Source organism: Mesorhizobium sp. B2-4-2 (genome assembly GCF_006442845.1).
Classification (GTDB): domain Bacteria; phylum Pseudomonadota; class Alphaproteobacteria; order Rhizobiales; family Rhizobiaceae; genus Mesorhizobium.
This window is the reverse complement of the sequence record NZ_VFVM01000004.1, coordinates 418,642-433,383: the sequence shown is the minus strand read 5'-3', so window position 1 is coordinate 433,383 and position 14,742 is coordinate 418,642. Positions and strand designations below refer to the sequence as shown.

Here is a 14,742-nt window from a genome sequence, read left to right as displayed (position 1 = left end):
GACTCACATTCCGGGGCCGCGCTGGCGTAGTTCGGGATTGAAATCATTGTAGTTCTTCTTTCCGATCTTTCAGTGCGCGCCACCCGCCTCGATATGGCCCGGGTTGCGCAACAGCAGCGTGGCGAAGAACGCGACGACAAGGGCTGCTCCGAGCAGATAGAACGCGTCGCTGAAAGCCATGATGAAAGCCTGCTTGCGCACCATCTGTCCGATGGCGATGACGGCCTTGTGCATCGCGGCTGCGCGATCGCCGGCGCCATGCGCCAGGAAGTACCGGGTCAGATGCTCGATGCGCGCGCGAGTGCTCTCTTCGAACAGCGACACCGACCGCACCAGCACGTTGGAGTGGAACTGCTCGCGCTTGGTCAGAAAAGTCTGCAGCATGGCGATGCCGACGGCGCCGCCGAGATTCCGGATCATGTTGAACAATGCGGAGGCAGAGCCGGCGTTCTCCTGTTCGATGCCGGCCGTAGCGACCGCAGCCAGGGGTACCATGACCAGGGCCTGACCGACGGCACGGACGACATTCGGCCAAAAGAACTGCTCCGACGCGTAGGTCGCCGTCATTTCGATGTTCATGAAATTGCTCGCCGCGAACAGCGCAAAGCCGAAGGCGACGATAATGCGCATGTCGAAACGCTTCATCAACTGCGGCACCAGCGGGATCAGCACCAGTTGCGGCAGGCCTGTCCAGGCCAGCACCATGCCGATCTGCTGGGCGTTGTAGCCCTGGATGCGCGCGAGATAGACGGGCAGGATGAACACCGCCCCGTAGAGCGCAATTCCGAGCAGGAAGCTGGCCAGGATGGAGAAACCGAAATTCCAGCGGGCGAACAGTCTGAGGTTAAGCAAGGGCCTTTCGCTTCTCAACTCGATCCACAGGAAAAGCGAGAGGCTGACGAGGGCGATCAAGGACAGCCGCACGATGAACGGCGAGCCGAACCAATCGTCCTTGTTGCCCTCCTCGAGCACGGTCTGCAAGGTGCCGAGCCCGATCGCCATGGTGATGATCCCGGCCCAGTCGCCCTGGCGCAGCAGCGAAAGCTGCATCGGCGCCCTTTCGAGGGACATCCACAGCATGCCGACCATCAGCGCGCCGGGGACCAAGTTGACATAGAAGATGAACTGCCAGCCCCAGTTCTCGGTGAGATAGCCACCGATTGTCGGTCCGATGGCCGGTGCGAAGGTCGCCGACAGCGCGAACAGGGCGAATCCGATCGGCTGCTTCGCCTTGGGCAGGAGGGTTATGGTGATGGTGAAGGCGACCGGGATCAGCACGCCGCCGCAAAAGCCCTGCAAAGCACGCAGAACAATCATCTGCTGAAGGTTTTGCGCGAAGGCGCAGGCAACCGAGAAGGCGAGAAACAGGATTGCATTGGCCAGAAGATAAAGGCGGATGGAAAAGACCCGCGACAGCCAGCCAGTGAGAGGAATGACGACGATCTCGGCCACCAGGTAGGCGGTCGATATCCAGCCGCCGTCATCGATGCCGGCGCCGATGGCGCCCTGAATGTCGGCGAGGGATGCGTTGACGATCTGGATGTTGAGGACCGCCATGAAGGCGCCGAGCGTCGAGCCAATGACGGCGATCCAGGTCTTAAGCGAGGCGGAAGAGGCATCGGTGGGCGCCAAGCTCGATGCTTTGGCTGCCGCCGGCGCAGGCGTGGGGTTGGTGGTGAGGGTTGCGGGCACGGCTGAATTCCTTGTTTGACGAAGCGCGCGTGAGACACTGGCGTGGCGGCCACCATGCGAGGTCTCGGAGAACCTCGCGCAGCCGCTACGAGTTACCAGCCGGCGATGATCCGGCGGCCGCTGTCCGGTTCACCCCGTTCGGCCAGGATGGTTGCCTTCGTGTCGATCGTCGGTTCCGCCGACATGCCGGCGCGCAGCTTGCCGGCGAGCCTGCCGTCGTTGATCGCGATCTTCACCGGGATGCGCTGCACGATCTTGGTGAAATTGCCGGTGGCGTTATCCGGGGGCAGCAGCGCGAACTCGAGACCGCTGGCCGGCGACACACTGTCGACGCGGCCCTTGAGTGCCACGCCGGGAAAGCCGTCGACGGCGATCTCGACCGGCTGTCCGCTCTGCACATGGGTAAGCTGTGTCTCCTTGAAATTGGCCACGACATAGACCGCATTCAGCGGCACCACCGCCATGAGCAGCGTGCCGGCCTGCACATACTGGCCGACGCGAAGCGAACGGGCCCCGACGGTGCCGTCGACGGGTGCCGTGATCGTGGTGTAGGAGAGATTGAGTTCCGCCTGACGCAGGGCGGCCTGGCTGCTGTCGCGCTCGGCCTCCGCTTTGCCGCGCTCAGTCGTGAGCACGTCGATCGCTTTGCGGGCAGCAACCAGTGCGGCGCGATCCCTCTGCAGTTGGGCTTCGTTTTCGCCGAGGGACGCCGCAGCTTGCTGGGCGCGTTGGCTGGTGCCGTAGCCGCTTTTCAGCAAGGTTTTATAGCGATCACCCTCCTGCTGCGCGAATTTGAGCTTCGCCTCGGTTGCGGCGACGTTGGCCTTTTGCTGTTCGACCACCGAATGCTGCAGGCCGATCTGGGCGTCGAGGTTATGCAGCGTCGCTTCGGCTGCTTCGACATTGGCTTGCGCTTGGTCGAGCGCGGTCCTGAAGTCGCGGTCGTCGATGCGGGCCAGAACCTGGCCCGCCTTGACGGGAGTGTTGTCCTCGACCAGCACCTCGGCGATGTGGCCCGAGATCTTCGGCGCGACAGTCGTATAGTCGGCCTTGACATAGGCATCGTCGGTCGATTGCAGATACTGCCCGACCGTCCAATAGTCATAGCCGTAGAGCGCAGCCGCGGTCAGGCCGGCCACCAGGCCCAACCCGACAACGGTGCGCTTGATCATCGTCTTGCGGGCCCGCAGCGCGGGCTTCACCTCAACCGGGTATTCCAGGGTGGCGGGGTTGACGCTTACGGTCATCGTAATCTCCTCTCACGGTCGGGCCGAGTGGCCGATTGGTGCAAGGACGATGCAACGGCAATCTTGATGTGATAATCGAGGAAAGAACAGAAGGATCATCCATTAAGAGCGGATAATCGAAATGGACAGGCTCACGAGCTTGACGGTGTTTGGCCGCGTTGTGGAATGCGGGGGCTTTTCCGCGGCAGCCCGACGCCTCAACATGTCGACGACGATGGTCAGCAACCACGTCCAGGCGCTGGAGGACAGGCTCGGCGTCCGGCTTCTCAACCGCACCACCCGCAAGGTGAGCCTGACCGAGATCGGCCAGGCTTACTACCAGCGTTCCTCACAAATCCTCGCCGATCTGGAGGAGGCGGACCGCGTCGCGGGAGCACTTCAGGCGACGCCGCAAGGCACGCTTCGCCTTCATTCCAGCATGAGCGTCATCCGTTTTCTGGCGCCGATCGTTTCCGAATTCGTCAACCTTTATCCGGCTGTTTCGGTCGATCTCACCGTCGGCGAAAGAATGGTCGACATGGTGGAGGAGGGCTTCGACCTTGACGTGCGTTCGCTGCCGCTTCCCGATTCAAGCTTGATCGTCCGGCGGCTGACCTCATGGCGCAACATCGTCTGCGGTTCGCCCGGCTATTTCGAACGCCATGGAACACCGCGTCGGCCCGATGACCTCGCACGCCACAATTGCATGCGCCATGCGTCATATCCTTTCGGTAACGAGTGGCGTTTCGAGGACCCCGACGGCGAGCCCGTTTCCGTCCGCGTCGATGGCAACTTATTGACCAACAGCCAGGAGACGCTCAGACGCCTTGCTCTCGACGGCCGCGGTCTGTTCATACCGCCGCCCTTTCTCGTGGCCGACGACCTGAGCGCCGGGCGCCTTGTCCGGGTGCTGGAGGAATATTCAGGAGTCGAGTTCGCGATCAACGCGTTCTATCCGCATCGTCACCATGTCTCGGCCAAGGTGAGGACTTTCATCGATCTGTTGGCCGAGCGCTTTGCCGAACACCGCAGGTGGATGGAATTGAAGTACTGAACGACGGTTACACCGTCCGCCGCCGGAAAGTCGGCGGGCTGATGTGCCTTCTGATCTCTGGCCGGCCACATGCCGGCAAGGGCCGGAGCGATTGCCAGCACCGACATGGCAAAACCCTCGATCCGGGAGGGCCAGCGCTGAGGCCGCGCGCCCGCTCATGATCCTATTATCCGCTCTTGGCGGATGATCCTTTCCAATATTCGAAGATTATCATGAGTGGGTCCAAGATGCATCTTCTTGGCGAACGGGCAAGGACCTGTTCTTGAACCAAGTCCAGAACTCAACCTTAGGAGATTTCCATGAAAAAGATCGCTCTTGCCGCCGCCGCGTTCCTGGCCATCACTGACGCCGCACTCGCCGAGAACCCGAAGGTCGGCGGCTCCGACATCAATGCGATTGCCCGGGAACAGCTCGACAGCACCCACACGTCCTCGATCGCGGATAGTGCAGTCTACGAACTGCTCAATGCGGGCTCGAACGCGGCCATCGCGCGGGATCCGGCGGTCGAGCATCGCCGGGACCTTTTCGGCAACCGTTAGACACCGGCTCCGGCCGCCGAACCCCCAAAGCAGCGAGCTCATTCGCCGCCTTCGCCTCGGGGTTCGACCGGTCGCGAAAAAAAGGAGAAATGCGATGGACGCAGTCGTCAACGGCGCCGCCGTGGAGCGGGCCGAAACAAGGAGTGCACCGCAGCGGCGTGGAGTCGAGGCTCTACAGATTCTGATGGCGCGCGTCGCGGCGATCTTGGTCTGGGTCGAAGCCGGTATGGAAAGGCGCCGGAGCCGCCGCATGCTGATGGAACTCACGGACTCGCAATTGCAAGACATCGGTCTTTCTCGCGCCGACGTTGCCGGCCGAGACTGGAAAACCGATCCTTTCCGCCCTGTTCCAGCCGATGGTCGCTAAATAACCATGACAGGCATCAAGCACCCACCGGGACAAACCGGAAAGCCTTACCTTCATCAACAGGAGAAAGAACATGCAGTTCATGGTCTTGACACGTCGGCGGACGGAAAGCTTCAACGACGCGGACTACACGCCCGAGAGACTGGAAGCCGAAGCCGAAGGCGTTCGCCGACTTTTCATGGCGAGCACCGTGCGACAAATCTGGAACCGCGGCGACATGGGCGGCGCTTGTCTTCTCATGGAGGCCGAAACGGAGGAAGAGGTTCGCTCGGTGCTCGATGCCCTTCCGCTGTTCAAAAGCGGCATGCAGGAAACGGCCTCCATTGTTCCGCTACGGCCATATAGAGGCTTTGGGCCGCGGCAATAGAAGATGTCACAAGGCATTCATGGCATATGGGACCTCGGCCAAGCGATCCCTGGCTCCGCAGAGCTTCATTCCCCGCGCGTGCCTGGGAAAAGAACCGTCAGTCTTTGCTCGGCCGCCGCCCAAGCCCGCAGGTGGTAGCTGCGCAGCACGAACACGCTTGCAGCGAAGGCGAGCATCCCGGCTGCCACACCGAGAGCCATTCCGGCGCCGGCTGCCGCTGTGGCGGCTATGCCCGTAAAGACACCTGCGATGGCGCTGCTGATCACGCTCACCATTCCGGCCGTGGTCATGAAATACTGCAACGGCGATGGGCTGAGCCCCTTGTCCACGAGCACCGCCGAGCGATCGTCATGCGTGGAATGAACGAGGTAGCTTTGCATGGCGGGCGCGACTTCGACGTAGTAGTGCCGGATCCGCGCCATTCCACGGGCGTGCACCATGTCCTCGATGGCGACCTGCACGGCGCGGACGAAGGTGACCAGGCCGATGAAGAAAACGCAGGGCAGCAAGATCAGGCTGAACAGCACGAACGGCGTACCCATTTTCGTGACTTGCGCGACGAATGACAGCGCGATCGCCGCGCTTGAGACCGACGTGAGGAACAGATTGGCGCGCTGATTTGCCTCCTGAATCGTGGCCGCGCGGGCGGTCTGCAGCACAAAGTGCTCGGTTGTCATGCACTGCAGGACTACCTGCGCGTCGTTGCCTTCTTCGGCCATCCCATCGTCCTCCGGTCGGCTCGACCACAACGCCGCCGAAATCGCTCAGGATCGGCAAGCCACTTTCAGTCGCGCATATCCCATGCGGGCCCGGCGGCCTTCCGTAGCCGCCCATGGGATCACGCCGGCCCGAGGGGTTGGTCATTCCACGCGCTCGAACACATCCAGGCTGGTCCCGAAGGCGCGCCATGCCCCAACTCTGACTATCCTGGCAGGCGCCCCTTCCGCCGATGCGGTAAGGGTCTGCCCTGCAACGGTATGCCAAAGCATCTCGAGCTTACTTTCCCTCAGAATACCGGTGTAGCTCACGGCCGCAGGCCCGGCCTTGCCCTGTCCCGCAGCCGTGAAGCCGATTACGTCGCCGCAAGCAGCGCCATGGATCGAAAGTTCCTGACCAAAGAAACTGCTGTCTTCCAACGCCGTCCTGAACATGCCGCGGATGACGCCTTCCGCATCGTCCTCGATGATGACGGTCGAGCCGTATTGGTTTCGCCAAGTCCCGATCCAATCTGGCATGGTGCACTCCACGAGCGGTTCGGGATCAACGTGCAGGGCCCGCCCGTGTTCCGAGGCTGCCTGCGTCGCTGGGCGTCGAGGCCAACTCTCGGCAACGGTCACCGGGCCATGTGCGGCTCTGATGCCGCAACAGCGCCAATTCCGGCTCCCGCGTCAGCTGACGTCGATGACGACCATCAGCCCGCCGCCGCCCTTTTGCTCAACATTGTTGTTCGTCGTGTGGTGCGGAATGTGGCAGTGGATGAGCCATTTGCCGGGTCGCCGCGCCGTCCAGACGACATCATAGCGCTGGCCCGGACCGACATTGATGGTGTCGGCGAGGAAGCGGGCCGAAGGGGGAATGGTCTCGCCGTCGCGCGCGACGACCTCGAATGGTCCGCCATGAATGTCGATCGCCGGACCACGATGGGATACGCAGTAGACCGACAATGTGGATCATACTTGAACGGATGCCACTTTCCGGCGCCGCGATTGCGAGACGGTGAGCCAAAGGGCTGAGACGAGGAAATAGAAGGCGCCGAAGCCAGCGTAGCCTGCGATGTTGGCGATCGAGGGCGGTGCGGACATCTGCGCTTGCGCGATGAAGAATGCGCCGGCGACAGCCGATTGGCCTCCGCTCAAGATCATGGCCCATTGGCCTCCGGCGGTTTTCCAGCGCCGGATTGCGGTTCCGAGCTGCAGCAGGCCGGAGAAGATTGCCCACGCGCCGAAAACGCCGAGAACCCAATTCATGTTCATGGCCAGCGCCATGATGACTGCAAGGGCGACCACCGAACTGACTGCGATGTTGAATGCTTGCGTAGGATTGACGGCAAGCCCGCCGTTGCGGGAAGCATCGACATAATTGGCGGCTGCATCCCAGACAGGATAGGCAACAAGCAAGACAGCCGCGATGGACGCCGACTGCCGGCCGACCGTCAAAGCGGCCACGACCCAGACGACGGAAAAGGCCGCGCGGGCGAGGTAATACAGCTTGAGCCACTTGTCCTGGCCATTTGAAGCAACTTCAACGCGATCGCGTCTCATTGGATATCCTTCGGGTATGGTTCAATGTTTGTCCGATGCACCTCGGCGACCACAGGTGGCCGAGGCGCTTGTCAGCCTGCGAACGAGCGGCGACCTGGCTCACATGGGCGGGACCACGCCATCTTTGCCAACGACGACCTGATGACCGATCGTTCCGCTTGCGGCCTTCTCGCCTGCTATGAAGACGACGGCACCCGGGATCAGATCATCCTGGGTTGCCGGAGCGAGGGTCACGACGGGGGTGCCGTCCGGGATCGCGATCTTCTTTTCCTTGCCTTGGTAGGAAACGGTCACGGTGCGCCCGTCGACGTCCTTGACGGTATCGGCGACTGTTGCGTTGGTCATGCTGCTGTCAGGCTTCAGATCCCACCCGTAGCTTCCCTCACCTGCGCCTTTCAGCGCGGGCGGGAAGATCAGGACTTCCAGAGCGCCGTCACCGCCCTTGTCCTTCGGCAGCGAGGCAATTCCGACGAAGTCGCCTGGCTTGATATCGGCCACCTTCGCAGCAGCGACGCCGGAGATCTTCCAGCCATCAGCCAGCGCCACGTCAACAGTCTCGCCTTCCCGCGTGTTGACCTTCAGCGTCGAAGCGCTGAAGGTCAACACGCTGCCCCTGATGTGGATCTGCTCGGCCTTCCGGCTTTGAGCCTGAGCGGGCGCCGTGATGGCTAAATTTGCCGGAATACCGACGACCAAGAGAGCCGAGAGGAGTTTGTGAAACATAGGGAATTTCTTTACCTACTAGTTGGTAGTTTACCGCGGCGCATTTATCGATGCTCTGGTCGGGGCGACCCGTCGCTTAGCCGCCCGGCACTGATATCATTCGGGCTTCAGCCTCCGCAGGGTCGGGCCGAGAATTGTAGCGAAGACGCCAGGCTGTCCGTATGCCCGAGCCGATAGCATGGCGCCATGAACAGTGGCCATGAGCGCCTCTGCCTCTATCCGCGCCGGGCCAGAGATTTTCAGGGAGCCTTGCTGTTCGCCGCGTTCGATGACCGACGTCAGCCACGCCGAGAGAAACTGAAAATATGCCCGTACCTCCGAGGTGACCTCGTTCGGAAGCGCTGGAAGTTCGCTTGCCAGCAGCGCACACACGCAGAACGGCATGCTTGCATCCTCGATGCATCTGGCCCAATAACCCGCGTAGGCCTGAACGAGTTCGAGCGGTTCAGGCACGCTGCGCTCGAGATCGGCCATGCCGGCTTCGGCGTTCTCGCGGTAACGCGACACAAGCGTACGCACCAGATCGACCTTGCTGGGGAAGTGGTGGTGGATGCTGGCCTTGCGTATGCTGACCACGGCCGCGATGTCTGCGTAGCTGAATCCATTATATCCGCCGGCGATGATCAGCTTTTGTGCAGAGGCCAAAATCTCGTCAGATGTCGTTGAAAAGTTGCTCATGCGATCTGTCTACCTTCTAGTAGGCAGACTGTCAAGCAGACGGATACCCCGCGCAATTAACGGGAGAGCGTCGCGCGGCAATCCCGAGCTTTTCCTGCAAAGCAGTCAACCAGCAGGCTGCCCGGCCGGCTGAGGATCAACGGCTATTTCGCAATTTTTCGATCACGGTCGAGCATTAATGTTTTCGGCAACACGGGACATTGCCCGGCCGCCCTCGTACCAGCCTTTGGAGCGGTTCACGATCCAGACCACGGTGAGCATGACCGGCACTTCGATCAGCACGCCGACGACGGTGGCGAGCGCCGCCCCCGACTGAAAGCCGAACAGGCTGATGGCGGCGGCGACCGCCAGTTCGAAGAAATTCGAAGCGCCGATCAGGGCCGAGGGGCCGGCGACGCAATGCTGTTCGCCCGAGACACGGTTGAGCAGGTAAGCGAGCCCTGAATTGAAATAGACCTGGATCAGGATCGGCACGGCCAGCAGCGCGATGATCAGCGGCTGCGCCAGGATCTGCACGCCCTGAAATCCGAACAGCAGCACAAGCGTGGCAAGCAGGGCTATGAGCGAGAGCGGCTGAAGCCGCTCGAGAAATCGCTTCAAGGCGGCTTCGCGGCCCGCGGCGAGCAGCCGCCGACGCAGGAGTTGGGCGCCGATGACCGGCACGACGATGTAGAGCGCGACGGAGAGGACGAGGGTATTCCAGGGTACGGTGATGGCCGAGAGGCCGAGCAGCAAGCCGACGATCGGCGCGAAGGCGAAGATCATGATGGTGTCGTTAAGTGCGACCTGGCTCAGCGTGAAATGCGGTTCGCCTTTCGTCAGGTTCGACCACACGAAGACCATCGCCGTGCAGGGCGCGGCCGCCAAGATGATAAGGCCGGCGATATAGCTGTCGATCTGGTCGGCCGGCAGATAAGGCCGAAAGAGATACCCTATGAACAGCCAGCCGAGCGCCGCCATCGAGAACGGCTTCACCGCCCAATTGACGAACAGTGTCACACCGATTCCGCGCCAATGCTCCTTCACATGGCCGAGCGCGGCGAAGTCGATCTTGACCAGCATCGGCACGATCATCAGCCAGATCAGTGCCGCGACCGGCAGGTTGACCTTGGCAATCTCGGCCTCGCCGACGGCGTGGAAGACGCCTGGCATGAGACGGCCGAGCGCGATGCCGGCGAGGATGCACAGCGCCACCCACACGGTCAGGTATTTCTCGACGAAACCAATGCCGCCGCCCGCGCTCAAAGCGTGATCGTTCATGATACTTTCCTTGCTCAGCCGGCTTTCGGAAGGTTGAGTATCGCCTCGGCGATGATCGACCTTGCCGAATTGCCCGTGCAGAGGAAAAGAACGTTGTATGGCTCGCTCATGGCGGATGCCTCCTTCTAACACTTGCAGGTGACCGCCTGGATCACGGGCCGACAGAGTTCCGGCGCGCCATTGCAGCAGTCTTCCATGAGATAGGCGAGCAGATCGCGGAATCCGGTCATGTCGGCAACATAGCGGATTGTGCGACCATCGCGCTCGGCGCGGACGAGGCCGGCATGGTCAAGAACCTTGAGGTGCGCCGACATCGTGTTCTGCACGATGTCGAGGCGATAAGCGACCTCGCCGGCGGGGGTCCCCCCGGCGCCCGCCTGGACAAGCAGGCGAAAGACCTCGAGCCTTGTATCCTGGCCGAGTGCCGCCAAAGCGAGGAGAGCTGATTTTTTATCCACGTATCTATAAATCCAGAACTAAGGCTTCGTAGTGCCGACATATGACAGCCGGATGACAATAGGCAAGCGCGCTCATCGCGTTTGAAGCTGGGGCAGAAGTTCGGGAACCGCAAAGCGGGCGCCGACCAAATCTCGGATATTCATTGCCGCGATCATTCCTGAGACCGGCGACAAAAGATGCGTGACTTTCGAGACAGGCATTCGGTTCGCTCAACCCACTCGTTGCGGCGTCCGCCGCCAGCCGTTAAACAGAGACTGACACACGAGCGTGAGAAGCAGCCGTGAGCGAGCCGACGCAGCGAATGGTCGAGACCAACGGCATCCGCCTCAACGTCGCGGAGCAGGGCGATGGCCCTTTGGTGCTCTTGTGCCACGGCTTTCCCGAATCCTGGTATTCGTGGCGCCATCAATTGAGTGCGCTCGCGGCGGCGGGCTTTCACGCCGTCGCCCCCGACATGCGGGGCTATGGCAGGAGCGATCGGCCGGAGGCGGTCGAACAGTATACGCTCTTCTATCTGGTCGGCGACATGGTGGGCCTTCTTGACGCCTTCGAAGCGCCGACCGCCATCATCGCCGGCCACGACTGGGGCGCCGTCGTCGCCTGGCACGCGGCGCTGATGCGCCCGGACCGGTTCCAAGCCGTCATCGGCCTCAGCGTGCCGTTCCGGCCGCGGGCCAAGGTGCGCCCAACCAGCGTGATGCCGCGAACGACGGACTCGCAATTCTACCAGCTCTATTTCCAGCAACCCGGCATTGCCGAAGCCGAGCTGGAGCGGGACCCCCGGACCACGGTGCGGGCCATGCTTTACGCCGCATCGGGGGATGCCTCGGGCACGAGCGCGGGTGGAATCGGCATGGTTCCACATGATGGAGGTTTCCTGCAAGCCGTCGAGGCGCCGCCGGGCCTGCCGCCCTGGCTCAGCCAAGGCGACCTCGATTTCTACGCCGGCGAGTTCCAGCGCACCGGCTTCGCGGGAGGTCTCAACTGGTACCGCAACATCGACCGGAACTGGGAGCTGATGGCGCCCTTTGCCGGCGCGCGCGTCAAGGTTCCCGCGCTCTATATAGCGGGCGACCGCGATCTGGTGGTCGCCTTCCCCGGAATGGACCAGTTGCTGGCCAATCTCGGAAATTTCGTCCCGCAACTCCGCGACAAGTTGATGCTGCCCGGCTGCGGGCACTGGACCCAGCAGGAACGCCCGGACGAGGTCAACGCCGCGATGATCCATTTCCTCCGGAGCGTGCGGGAACAGCGCTGATCCGAGGACACGACCGGAGCGGAAATCATGGAGATGAGCGTAAAGAGATTTTTTGAACGCTATCAGCGGTTTTTCAAGGAGTCGCTTGGCGGCGGCATGGATATGGATGAGGCCGCGTCGCTCTACACGTCGGAGTTCATAGCCGCCTCGCCTGCCGGCGTCGTGACCGGAAAGAACGACGATCAACTCAAGCAAGTCATGGCTCAGGGCTATGCTCACTACCGGGCAATCGGAACGAAAGAGATGCGGATACGCGACATCGGCATCTCGCCGATCGACGAGCATCATTGCGTTGCCCATGTTGCGTGGACCGCGACCTATGCCCGCGAGGGCCAAGCGGACGTCGGGATAGATTTCGACGTTCACTACCTTGTCCGGAAACTCGACGGGGAGCCGAAGATATTCGGATGGGTGGCGGGCGATGAGCAGGCGCTGTTAAGGAAGCACGGCATCATCTGAGGTCCGCCGCTCCCATTCCCGGTTGTGCTCAGCCCCCTCCTCGGCTTCTGTGTGGTGGCCATCATTGGCTGTGTTTTCGAAGCGCGTCGACAATGACCTTGAAGGCCGGCGAGTTCTGGCGACTGCTTGGATAGTATAGGTAATAGCCGGCGAATTTCGGCGCCCAATCGTCGAGCACGAGTTGCAGCCGGCCGGCGGCAACATGCGCCGTGACCAGATCCTCGGGCACATAGGCAAGCCCGTAGCCGGCAATGGCGGCGTCGACCATCGGCAGGGTCGAGTTGAACACGAGTTGGCCATCGACGCGCACACGCAGAGCCTGGCGGGCCTTCTGGAATTCCCAGGCATAGAGGCCACCGGCGCTGGTCATGCGCAGGTTGATGCAATTGTGGCCGATCAGGTCTTGCGGCGCCTTCGGCACGCCACGTCCGGCGATGTAGGCCGGCGAGCCTACGGCAACAAGTCGCCAGTCCGGCCCGATGCGCACGGCGATCATGTCCTTCTCCACGCTTTCGCCAAGCCGCACGCCAGCATCGAAACCATCCTCGACAATGTTGCGCAATCCGTTGTCCCGGCTGAATTCGAGCTTGATGTCGGGATAGTCGGCAAGGACAGGCCGCAGTTTCGGCCAGACCAGCTGCTCGAGCGCATGATCGGAGACGGTGATGCGCACGGTCCCCGAGGGTTTGTCGCGATAGGCCGTCAGCGCCGCGATGTCGGTTTCGATATCGACGATGCGCGGTGCCAGGGATTGACGCAACCGCTCCCCCGCCTCGGTCGTCGAGACACTGCGCGTCGTTCGCGCCAGCAGCCGCAGGCCCAGGCGCGTTTCGAGCCGCTTGATGGTGTGGCTGAGGGTCGATTGAGTAATACCGATCTTGGCGGCGGCCTTGGTGAAACTGCGCTCCTCGGCCACCATCAGGAACCACAGAAGATCGTTGAAGTTTTCGCGCATGGCCTTCTGCCCCGCTGAATACGGCCCGACGTTATTTATGGCCTGCATCGATAAGTTCAAGCGACTTTCAGCCGCTAATCATTCCAATAGTCCGGCGCTATCTCCTGTCGCGAACAGGCCGCCGATGCGTTTTCCGGCGGCCGGCTTTTTGTGCGTGGTGACGGCTGATGGAAACGACTTACGACGACAGGCTGGTGAAGCCTCGGGCAGCATGGGGTGCGGTGTTCTCGATGACGCTTTGCGTCGCCGTCCTCATCGCTTCCGAGTTCATGCCGGTCAGCTTGCTGACGCCGATCGCCGACGGGCTCGGCATCACCGAAGGCCGGGCGGGACAGGCGATCTCGGTCTCCGGCATCTTCGCGGTCGTCACCAGCCTGTTCATCGCCGGCCTGACGCGGCATATCGACCGCAAGCTGGTGCTGACGTCGTTCTCGCTGCTGCTCGCCGTGTCCGGCTTGGTGGTGACCTTTGCGCCCAACTATGCCGTGCTGATGATCGGCCGCGTCTTGCTCGGCATTGCCATCGGCGGTTTCTGGTCGATGTCCACCGCGATCGTGATGCGCCTCGTGCCGGAGGACTCCGTGTCCGAGGGCCTGGCGATGATCAACGCCGGCAACGCCATCGCGGCAACCATATCGGCGCCGCTCGGAAGCCTGCTCGGCGATTATGTCGGCTGGCGCGGCGCGTTCTTCCTCGTGGTGCCGCTGGCCCTCTTTGCCCTTGTCTGGCAAAGCTTCAGCCTGCCTGCGCTGCCGCCACGCGGCCGCAAGGCGTCGGGCAATGTCCTCCGGTTGCTGCTGCGCCGTCAGGTCGCGCTCGGCATGACCTCGATCCTGTTGCTCTTCATGGGCCAGTTCGCGCTCTTCACCTATCTCAGGCCTTTCCTGGAAACCGTGACCGGTGTCGGCGTTTCGGCGCTCTCGGCGATCCTGCTCGTGATGGGACTAGCAGGCGTCGCCGGCACCTGGACCATAGGCCGGCTGCTCAAGACGCGGCTCTACAGCATCGTCATCATCATTCCGCTGGCCATGGCGCTGTTGGCGGTCGCATTGATCGTGCTTGGATCGATGCCGGTGGCCGTCACCGCGTTGCTCGTCGGCTGGGGCTTTTTCGGAACCGCGGCGCCGGTCGGCTGGGGCACCTGGCTGAGCCGCGCGCTGCGCGACGATGCCGAAGCCGGCGGCGGCTTGCAGGTCGCCGTCATCCAGTTCGCCATCACGCTCGGCGCGGCGGGCGGCGGCCTGCTGCTGGACACGCTCGGCTGGCGAAGCCCCTTCGCACTCGGCGCGGTGCTGCTTGTGGGATCCGCGCTGGCCGCGGCGGCAGCCGCCCATGATCATGGCAAGGACGCGCCATGACACGCAGCCACATGACGCGCCGCACCGCGGTTGCCGCCGCACTGGCAGCCGCGTTCGCGCCCTCCGCCGCGCCAGGCCAAGCCCGC

The 14,742-nt window shown here is 62.4% G+C and carries 17 protein-coding genes and 2 pseudogenes; 7 read left to right on the top strand and 12 right to left on the bottom strand.

The features are described from left to right. Positions 1-69: 69 nt before the first annotated feature. Positions 70-1,692, bottom strand: coding sequence for an MDR family MFS transporter (locus tag FJ942_RS12360; protein WP_140897840.1), 1,623 nt, complete (start codon positions 1,690-1,692; stop codon positions 70-72). A 92-nt stretch (positions 1,693-1,784) separates the two neighbouring features. Further along, complete coding sequence (locus tag FJ942_RS12355) at positions 1,785-2,939, bottom strand: HlyD family secretion protein (RefSeq protein ID WP_140897838.1); 1,155 nt, start codon at positions 2,937-2,939, stop codon at positions 1,785-1,787. Between the two features lie 121 nt (positions 2,940-3,060). Between FJ942_RS12355 and FJ942_RS12350 the strand changes: the two genes are divergently transcribed. From FJ942_RS12350 to FJ942_RS12335, 4 genes are all read left to right on the top strand, one after another. Continuing rightward, the gene (locus FJ942_RS12350; RefSeq protein ID WP_140514286.1) at positions 3,061-3,972 is read left to right on the top strand and encodes a LysR family transcriptional regulator; all 912 of its coding nucleotides are present in this window, start codon (positions 3,061-3,063) and stop codon (positions 3,970-3,972) included. Positions 3,973-4,271: 299 nt separating this feature from the next. After that, complete coding sequence (locus FJ942_RS12345; RefSeq protein ID WP_140897836.1) at positions 4,272-4,511, top strand: hypothetical protein; 240 nt, start codon at positions 4,272-4,274, stop codon at positions 4,509-4,511. A 94-nt stretch (positions 4,512-4,605) separates the two neighbouring features. Beyond that, positions 4,606-4,878 carry a DUF1127 domain-containing protein gene (locus tag FJ942_RS12340; protein WP_246675483.1) on the top strand — a complete coding sequence of 91 codons (273 nt, stop codon included), beginning with the start codon at positions 4,606-4,608 and terminating at the stop codon, positions 4,876-4,878. Positions 4,879-4,951: 73 nt separating this feature from the next. Further along, positions 4,952-5,245, top strand: a complete 294-nt coding sequence (locus FJ942_RS12335; protein ID WP_140662461.1) for a muconolactone Delta-isomerase family protein — start codon at positions 4,952-4,954, stop codon at positions 5,243-5,245. A 65-nt stretch (positions 5,246-5,310) separates the two neighbouring features. Here the strand turns inward: FJ942_RS12335 and FJ942_RS12330 are convergent, their stop codons facing one another. The 9 genes and pseudogenes from FJ942_RS12330 to FJ942_RS12290 form a co-directional block, all read right to left on the bottom strand. Further along, positions 5,311-5,964 carry a hypothetical protein gene (locus FJ942_RS12330; RefSeq protein WP_140491514.1) on the bottom strand — a complete coding sequence of 218 codons (654 nt, stop codon included), beginning with the start codon at positions 5,962-5,964 and terminating at the stop codon, positions 5,311-5,313. Positions 5,965-6,105: 141 nt separating this feature from the next. After that, on the bottom strand, positions 6,106-6,480 hold the full coding sequence (locus FJ942_RS12325; RefSeq protein WP_140491516.1) for an avidin/streptavidin family protein: 375 nt from the start codon (positions 6,478-6,480) through the stop codon (positions 6,106-6,108). Between the two features lie 153 nt (positions 6,481-6,633). Next, positions 6,634-6,867, bottom strand: a pseudogene (locus FJ942_RS12320) (multicopper oxidase domain-containing protein); the annotation flags it as partial. 48 nt (positions 6,868-6,915) lie between these two features. Next, a complete protein-coding gene (locus FJ942_RS12315) occupies positions 6,916-7,506 on the bottom strand; it encodes a DUF308 domain-containing protein (RefSeq protein ID WP_140671531.1) in 591 nt (196 codons plus the stop codon). A 99-nt stretch (positions 7,507-7,605) separates the two neighbouring features. Beyond that, the gene (locus tag FJ942_RS12310) at positions 7,606-8,229 is read right to left on the bottom strand and encodes a hypothetical protein (RefSeq protein ID WP_140671529.1); all 624 of its coding nucleotides are present in this window, start codon (positions 8,227-8,229) and stop codon (positions 7,606-7,608) included. A gap of 96 nt (positions 8,230-8,325) precedes the next feature. Beyond that, positions 8,326-8,907, bottom strand: coding sequence for a TetR/AcrR family transcriptional regulator (locus FJ942_RS12305; RefSeq protein WP_140671527.1), 582 nt, complete (start codon positions 8,905-8,907; stop codon positions 8,326-8,328). A 162-nt stretch (positions 8,908-9,069) separates the two neighbouring features. Then, complete coding sequence (gene arsB, locus FJ942_RS12300) at positions 9,070-10,134, bottom strand: ACR3 family arsenite efflux transporter (RefSeq protein WP_181167276.1); 1,065 nt, start codon at positions 10,132-10,134, stop codon at positions 9,070-9,072. A 65-nt stretch (positions 10,135-10,199) separates the two neighbouring features. Then, positions 10,200-10,277 (bottom strand): annotated as a pseudogene (locus tag FJ942_RS12295) (arsenate reductase ArsC); the annotation flags it as partial. Between the two features lie 15 nt (positions 10,278-10,292). After that, a complete protein-coding gene (locus tag FJ942_RS12290) occupies positions 10,293-10,625 on the bottom strand; it encodes a metalloregulator ArsR/SmtB family transcription factor (RefSeq protein WP_140554651.1) in 333 nt (110 codons plus the stop codon). A gap of 281 nt (positions 10,626-10,906) precedes the next feature. Here FJ942_RS12290 and FJ942_RS12285 point away from each other — a divergent pair, with 281 nt between their 5' ends. Continuing rightward, entirely contained in the window at positions 10,907-11,884 is a 978-nt protein-coding gene (locus FJ942_RS12285; protein ID WP_140897834.1) for an alpha/beta hydrolase, read from the top strand. Between the two features lie 27 nt (positions 11,885-11,911). Beyond that, positions 11,912-12,343, top strand: coding sequence for a nuclear transport factor 2 family protein (locus FJ942_RS12280; RefSeq protein ID WP_140514275.1), 432 nt, complete (start codon positions 11,912-11,914; stop codon positions 12,341-12,343). A gap of 61 nt (positions 12,344-12,404) precedes the next feature. Here FJ942_RS12280 and FJ942_RS12275 read toward each other — a convergent pair whose 3' ends face one another. Continuing rightward, positions 12,405-13,298, bottom strand: a complete 894-nt coding sequence (locus FJ942_RS12275; RefSeq protein WP_140524258.1) for a LysR family transcriptional regulator — start codon at positions 13,296-13,298, stop codon at positions 12,405-12,407. A gap of 167 nt (positions 13,299-13,465) precedes the next feature. Here FJ942_RS12275 and FJ942_RS12270 point away from each other — a divergent pair, with 167 nt between their 5' ends. Next, positions 13,466-14,656, top strand: a complete 1,191-nt coding sequence (locus tag FJ942_RS12270) for an MFS transporter (protein ID WP_140897832.1) — start codon at positions 13,466-13,468, stop codon at positions 14,654-14,656. The last annotated feature ends 86 nt before the right edge of the window (positions 14,657-14,742 follow it).

Bases quoted from the DNA above. Each gene is read 5' to 3' on its own strand.
- FJ942_RS12355 (WP_140897838.1), bottom strand. From the start codon at position 2,939: ATGACCGTAAGCGTCAACCCCGCCACCCTGGAATACCCGGTTGAGGTG.
- FJ942_RS12325 (WP_140491516.1), bottom strand. From the start codon at position 6,480: ATGCCAGATTGGATCGGGACTTGGCGAAACCAATACGGCTCGACCGTC.
- FJ942_RS12310 (WP_140671529.1), bottom strand. From the start codon at position 8,229: ATGTTTCACAAACTCCTCTCGGCTCTCTTGGTCGTCGGTATTCCGGCA.
- FJ942_RS12280 (WP_140514275.1), top strand. From the start codon at position 11,912: ATGGAGATGAGCGTAAAGAGATTTTTTGAACGCTATCAGCGGTTTTTC.
- FJ942_RS12315 (WP_140671531.1), bottom strand. From the start codon at position 7,506: ATGAGACGCGATCGCGTTGAAGTTGCTTCAAATGGCCAGGACAAGTGG.
- FJ942_RS12335 (WP_140662461.1), top strand. From the start codon at position 4,952: ATGCAGTTCATGGTCTTGACACGTCGGCGGACGGAAAGCTTCAACGAC.
- FJ942_RS12340 (WP_246675483.1), top strand. From the start codon at position 4,606: ATGGACGCAGTCGTCAACGGCGCCGCCGTGGAGCGGGCCGAAACAAGG.
- FJ942_RS12305 (WP_140671527.1), bottom strand. From the start codon at position 8,907: ATGAGCAACTTTTCAACGACATCTGACGAGATTTTGGCCTCTGCACAA.
- FJ942_RS12275 (WP_140524258.1), bottom strand. From the start codon at position 13,298: ATGCGCGAAAACTTCAACGATCTTCTGTGGTTCCTGATGGTGGCCGAG.
- FJ942_RS12270 (WP_140897832.1), top strand. From the start codon at position 13,466: ATGGAAACGACTTACGACGACAGGCTGGTGAAGCCTCGGGCAGCATGG.
- FJ942_RS12345 (WP_140897836.1), top strand. From the start codon at position 4,272: ATGAAAAAGATCGCTCTTGCCGCCGCCGCGTTCCTGGCCATCACTGAC.
- FJ942_RS12350 (WP_140514286.1), top strand. From the start codon at position 3,061: ATGGACAGGCTCACGAGCTTGACGGTGTTTGGCCGCGTTGTGGAATGC.
- FJ942_RS12330 (WP_140491514.1), bottom strand. From the start codon at position 5,964: ATGGCCGAAGAAGGCAACGACGCGCAGGTAGTCCTGCAGTGCATGACA.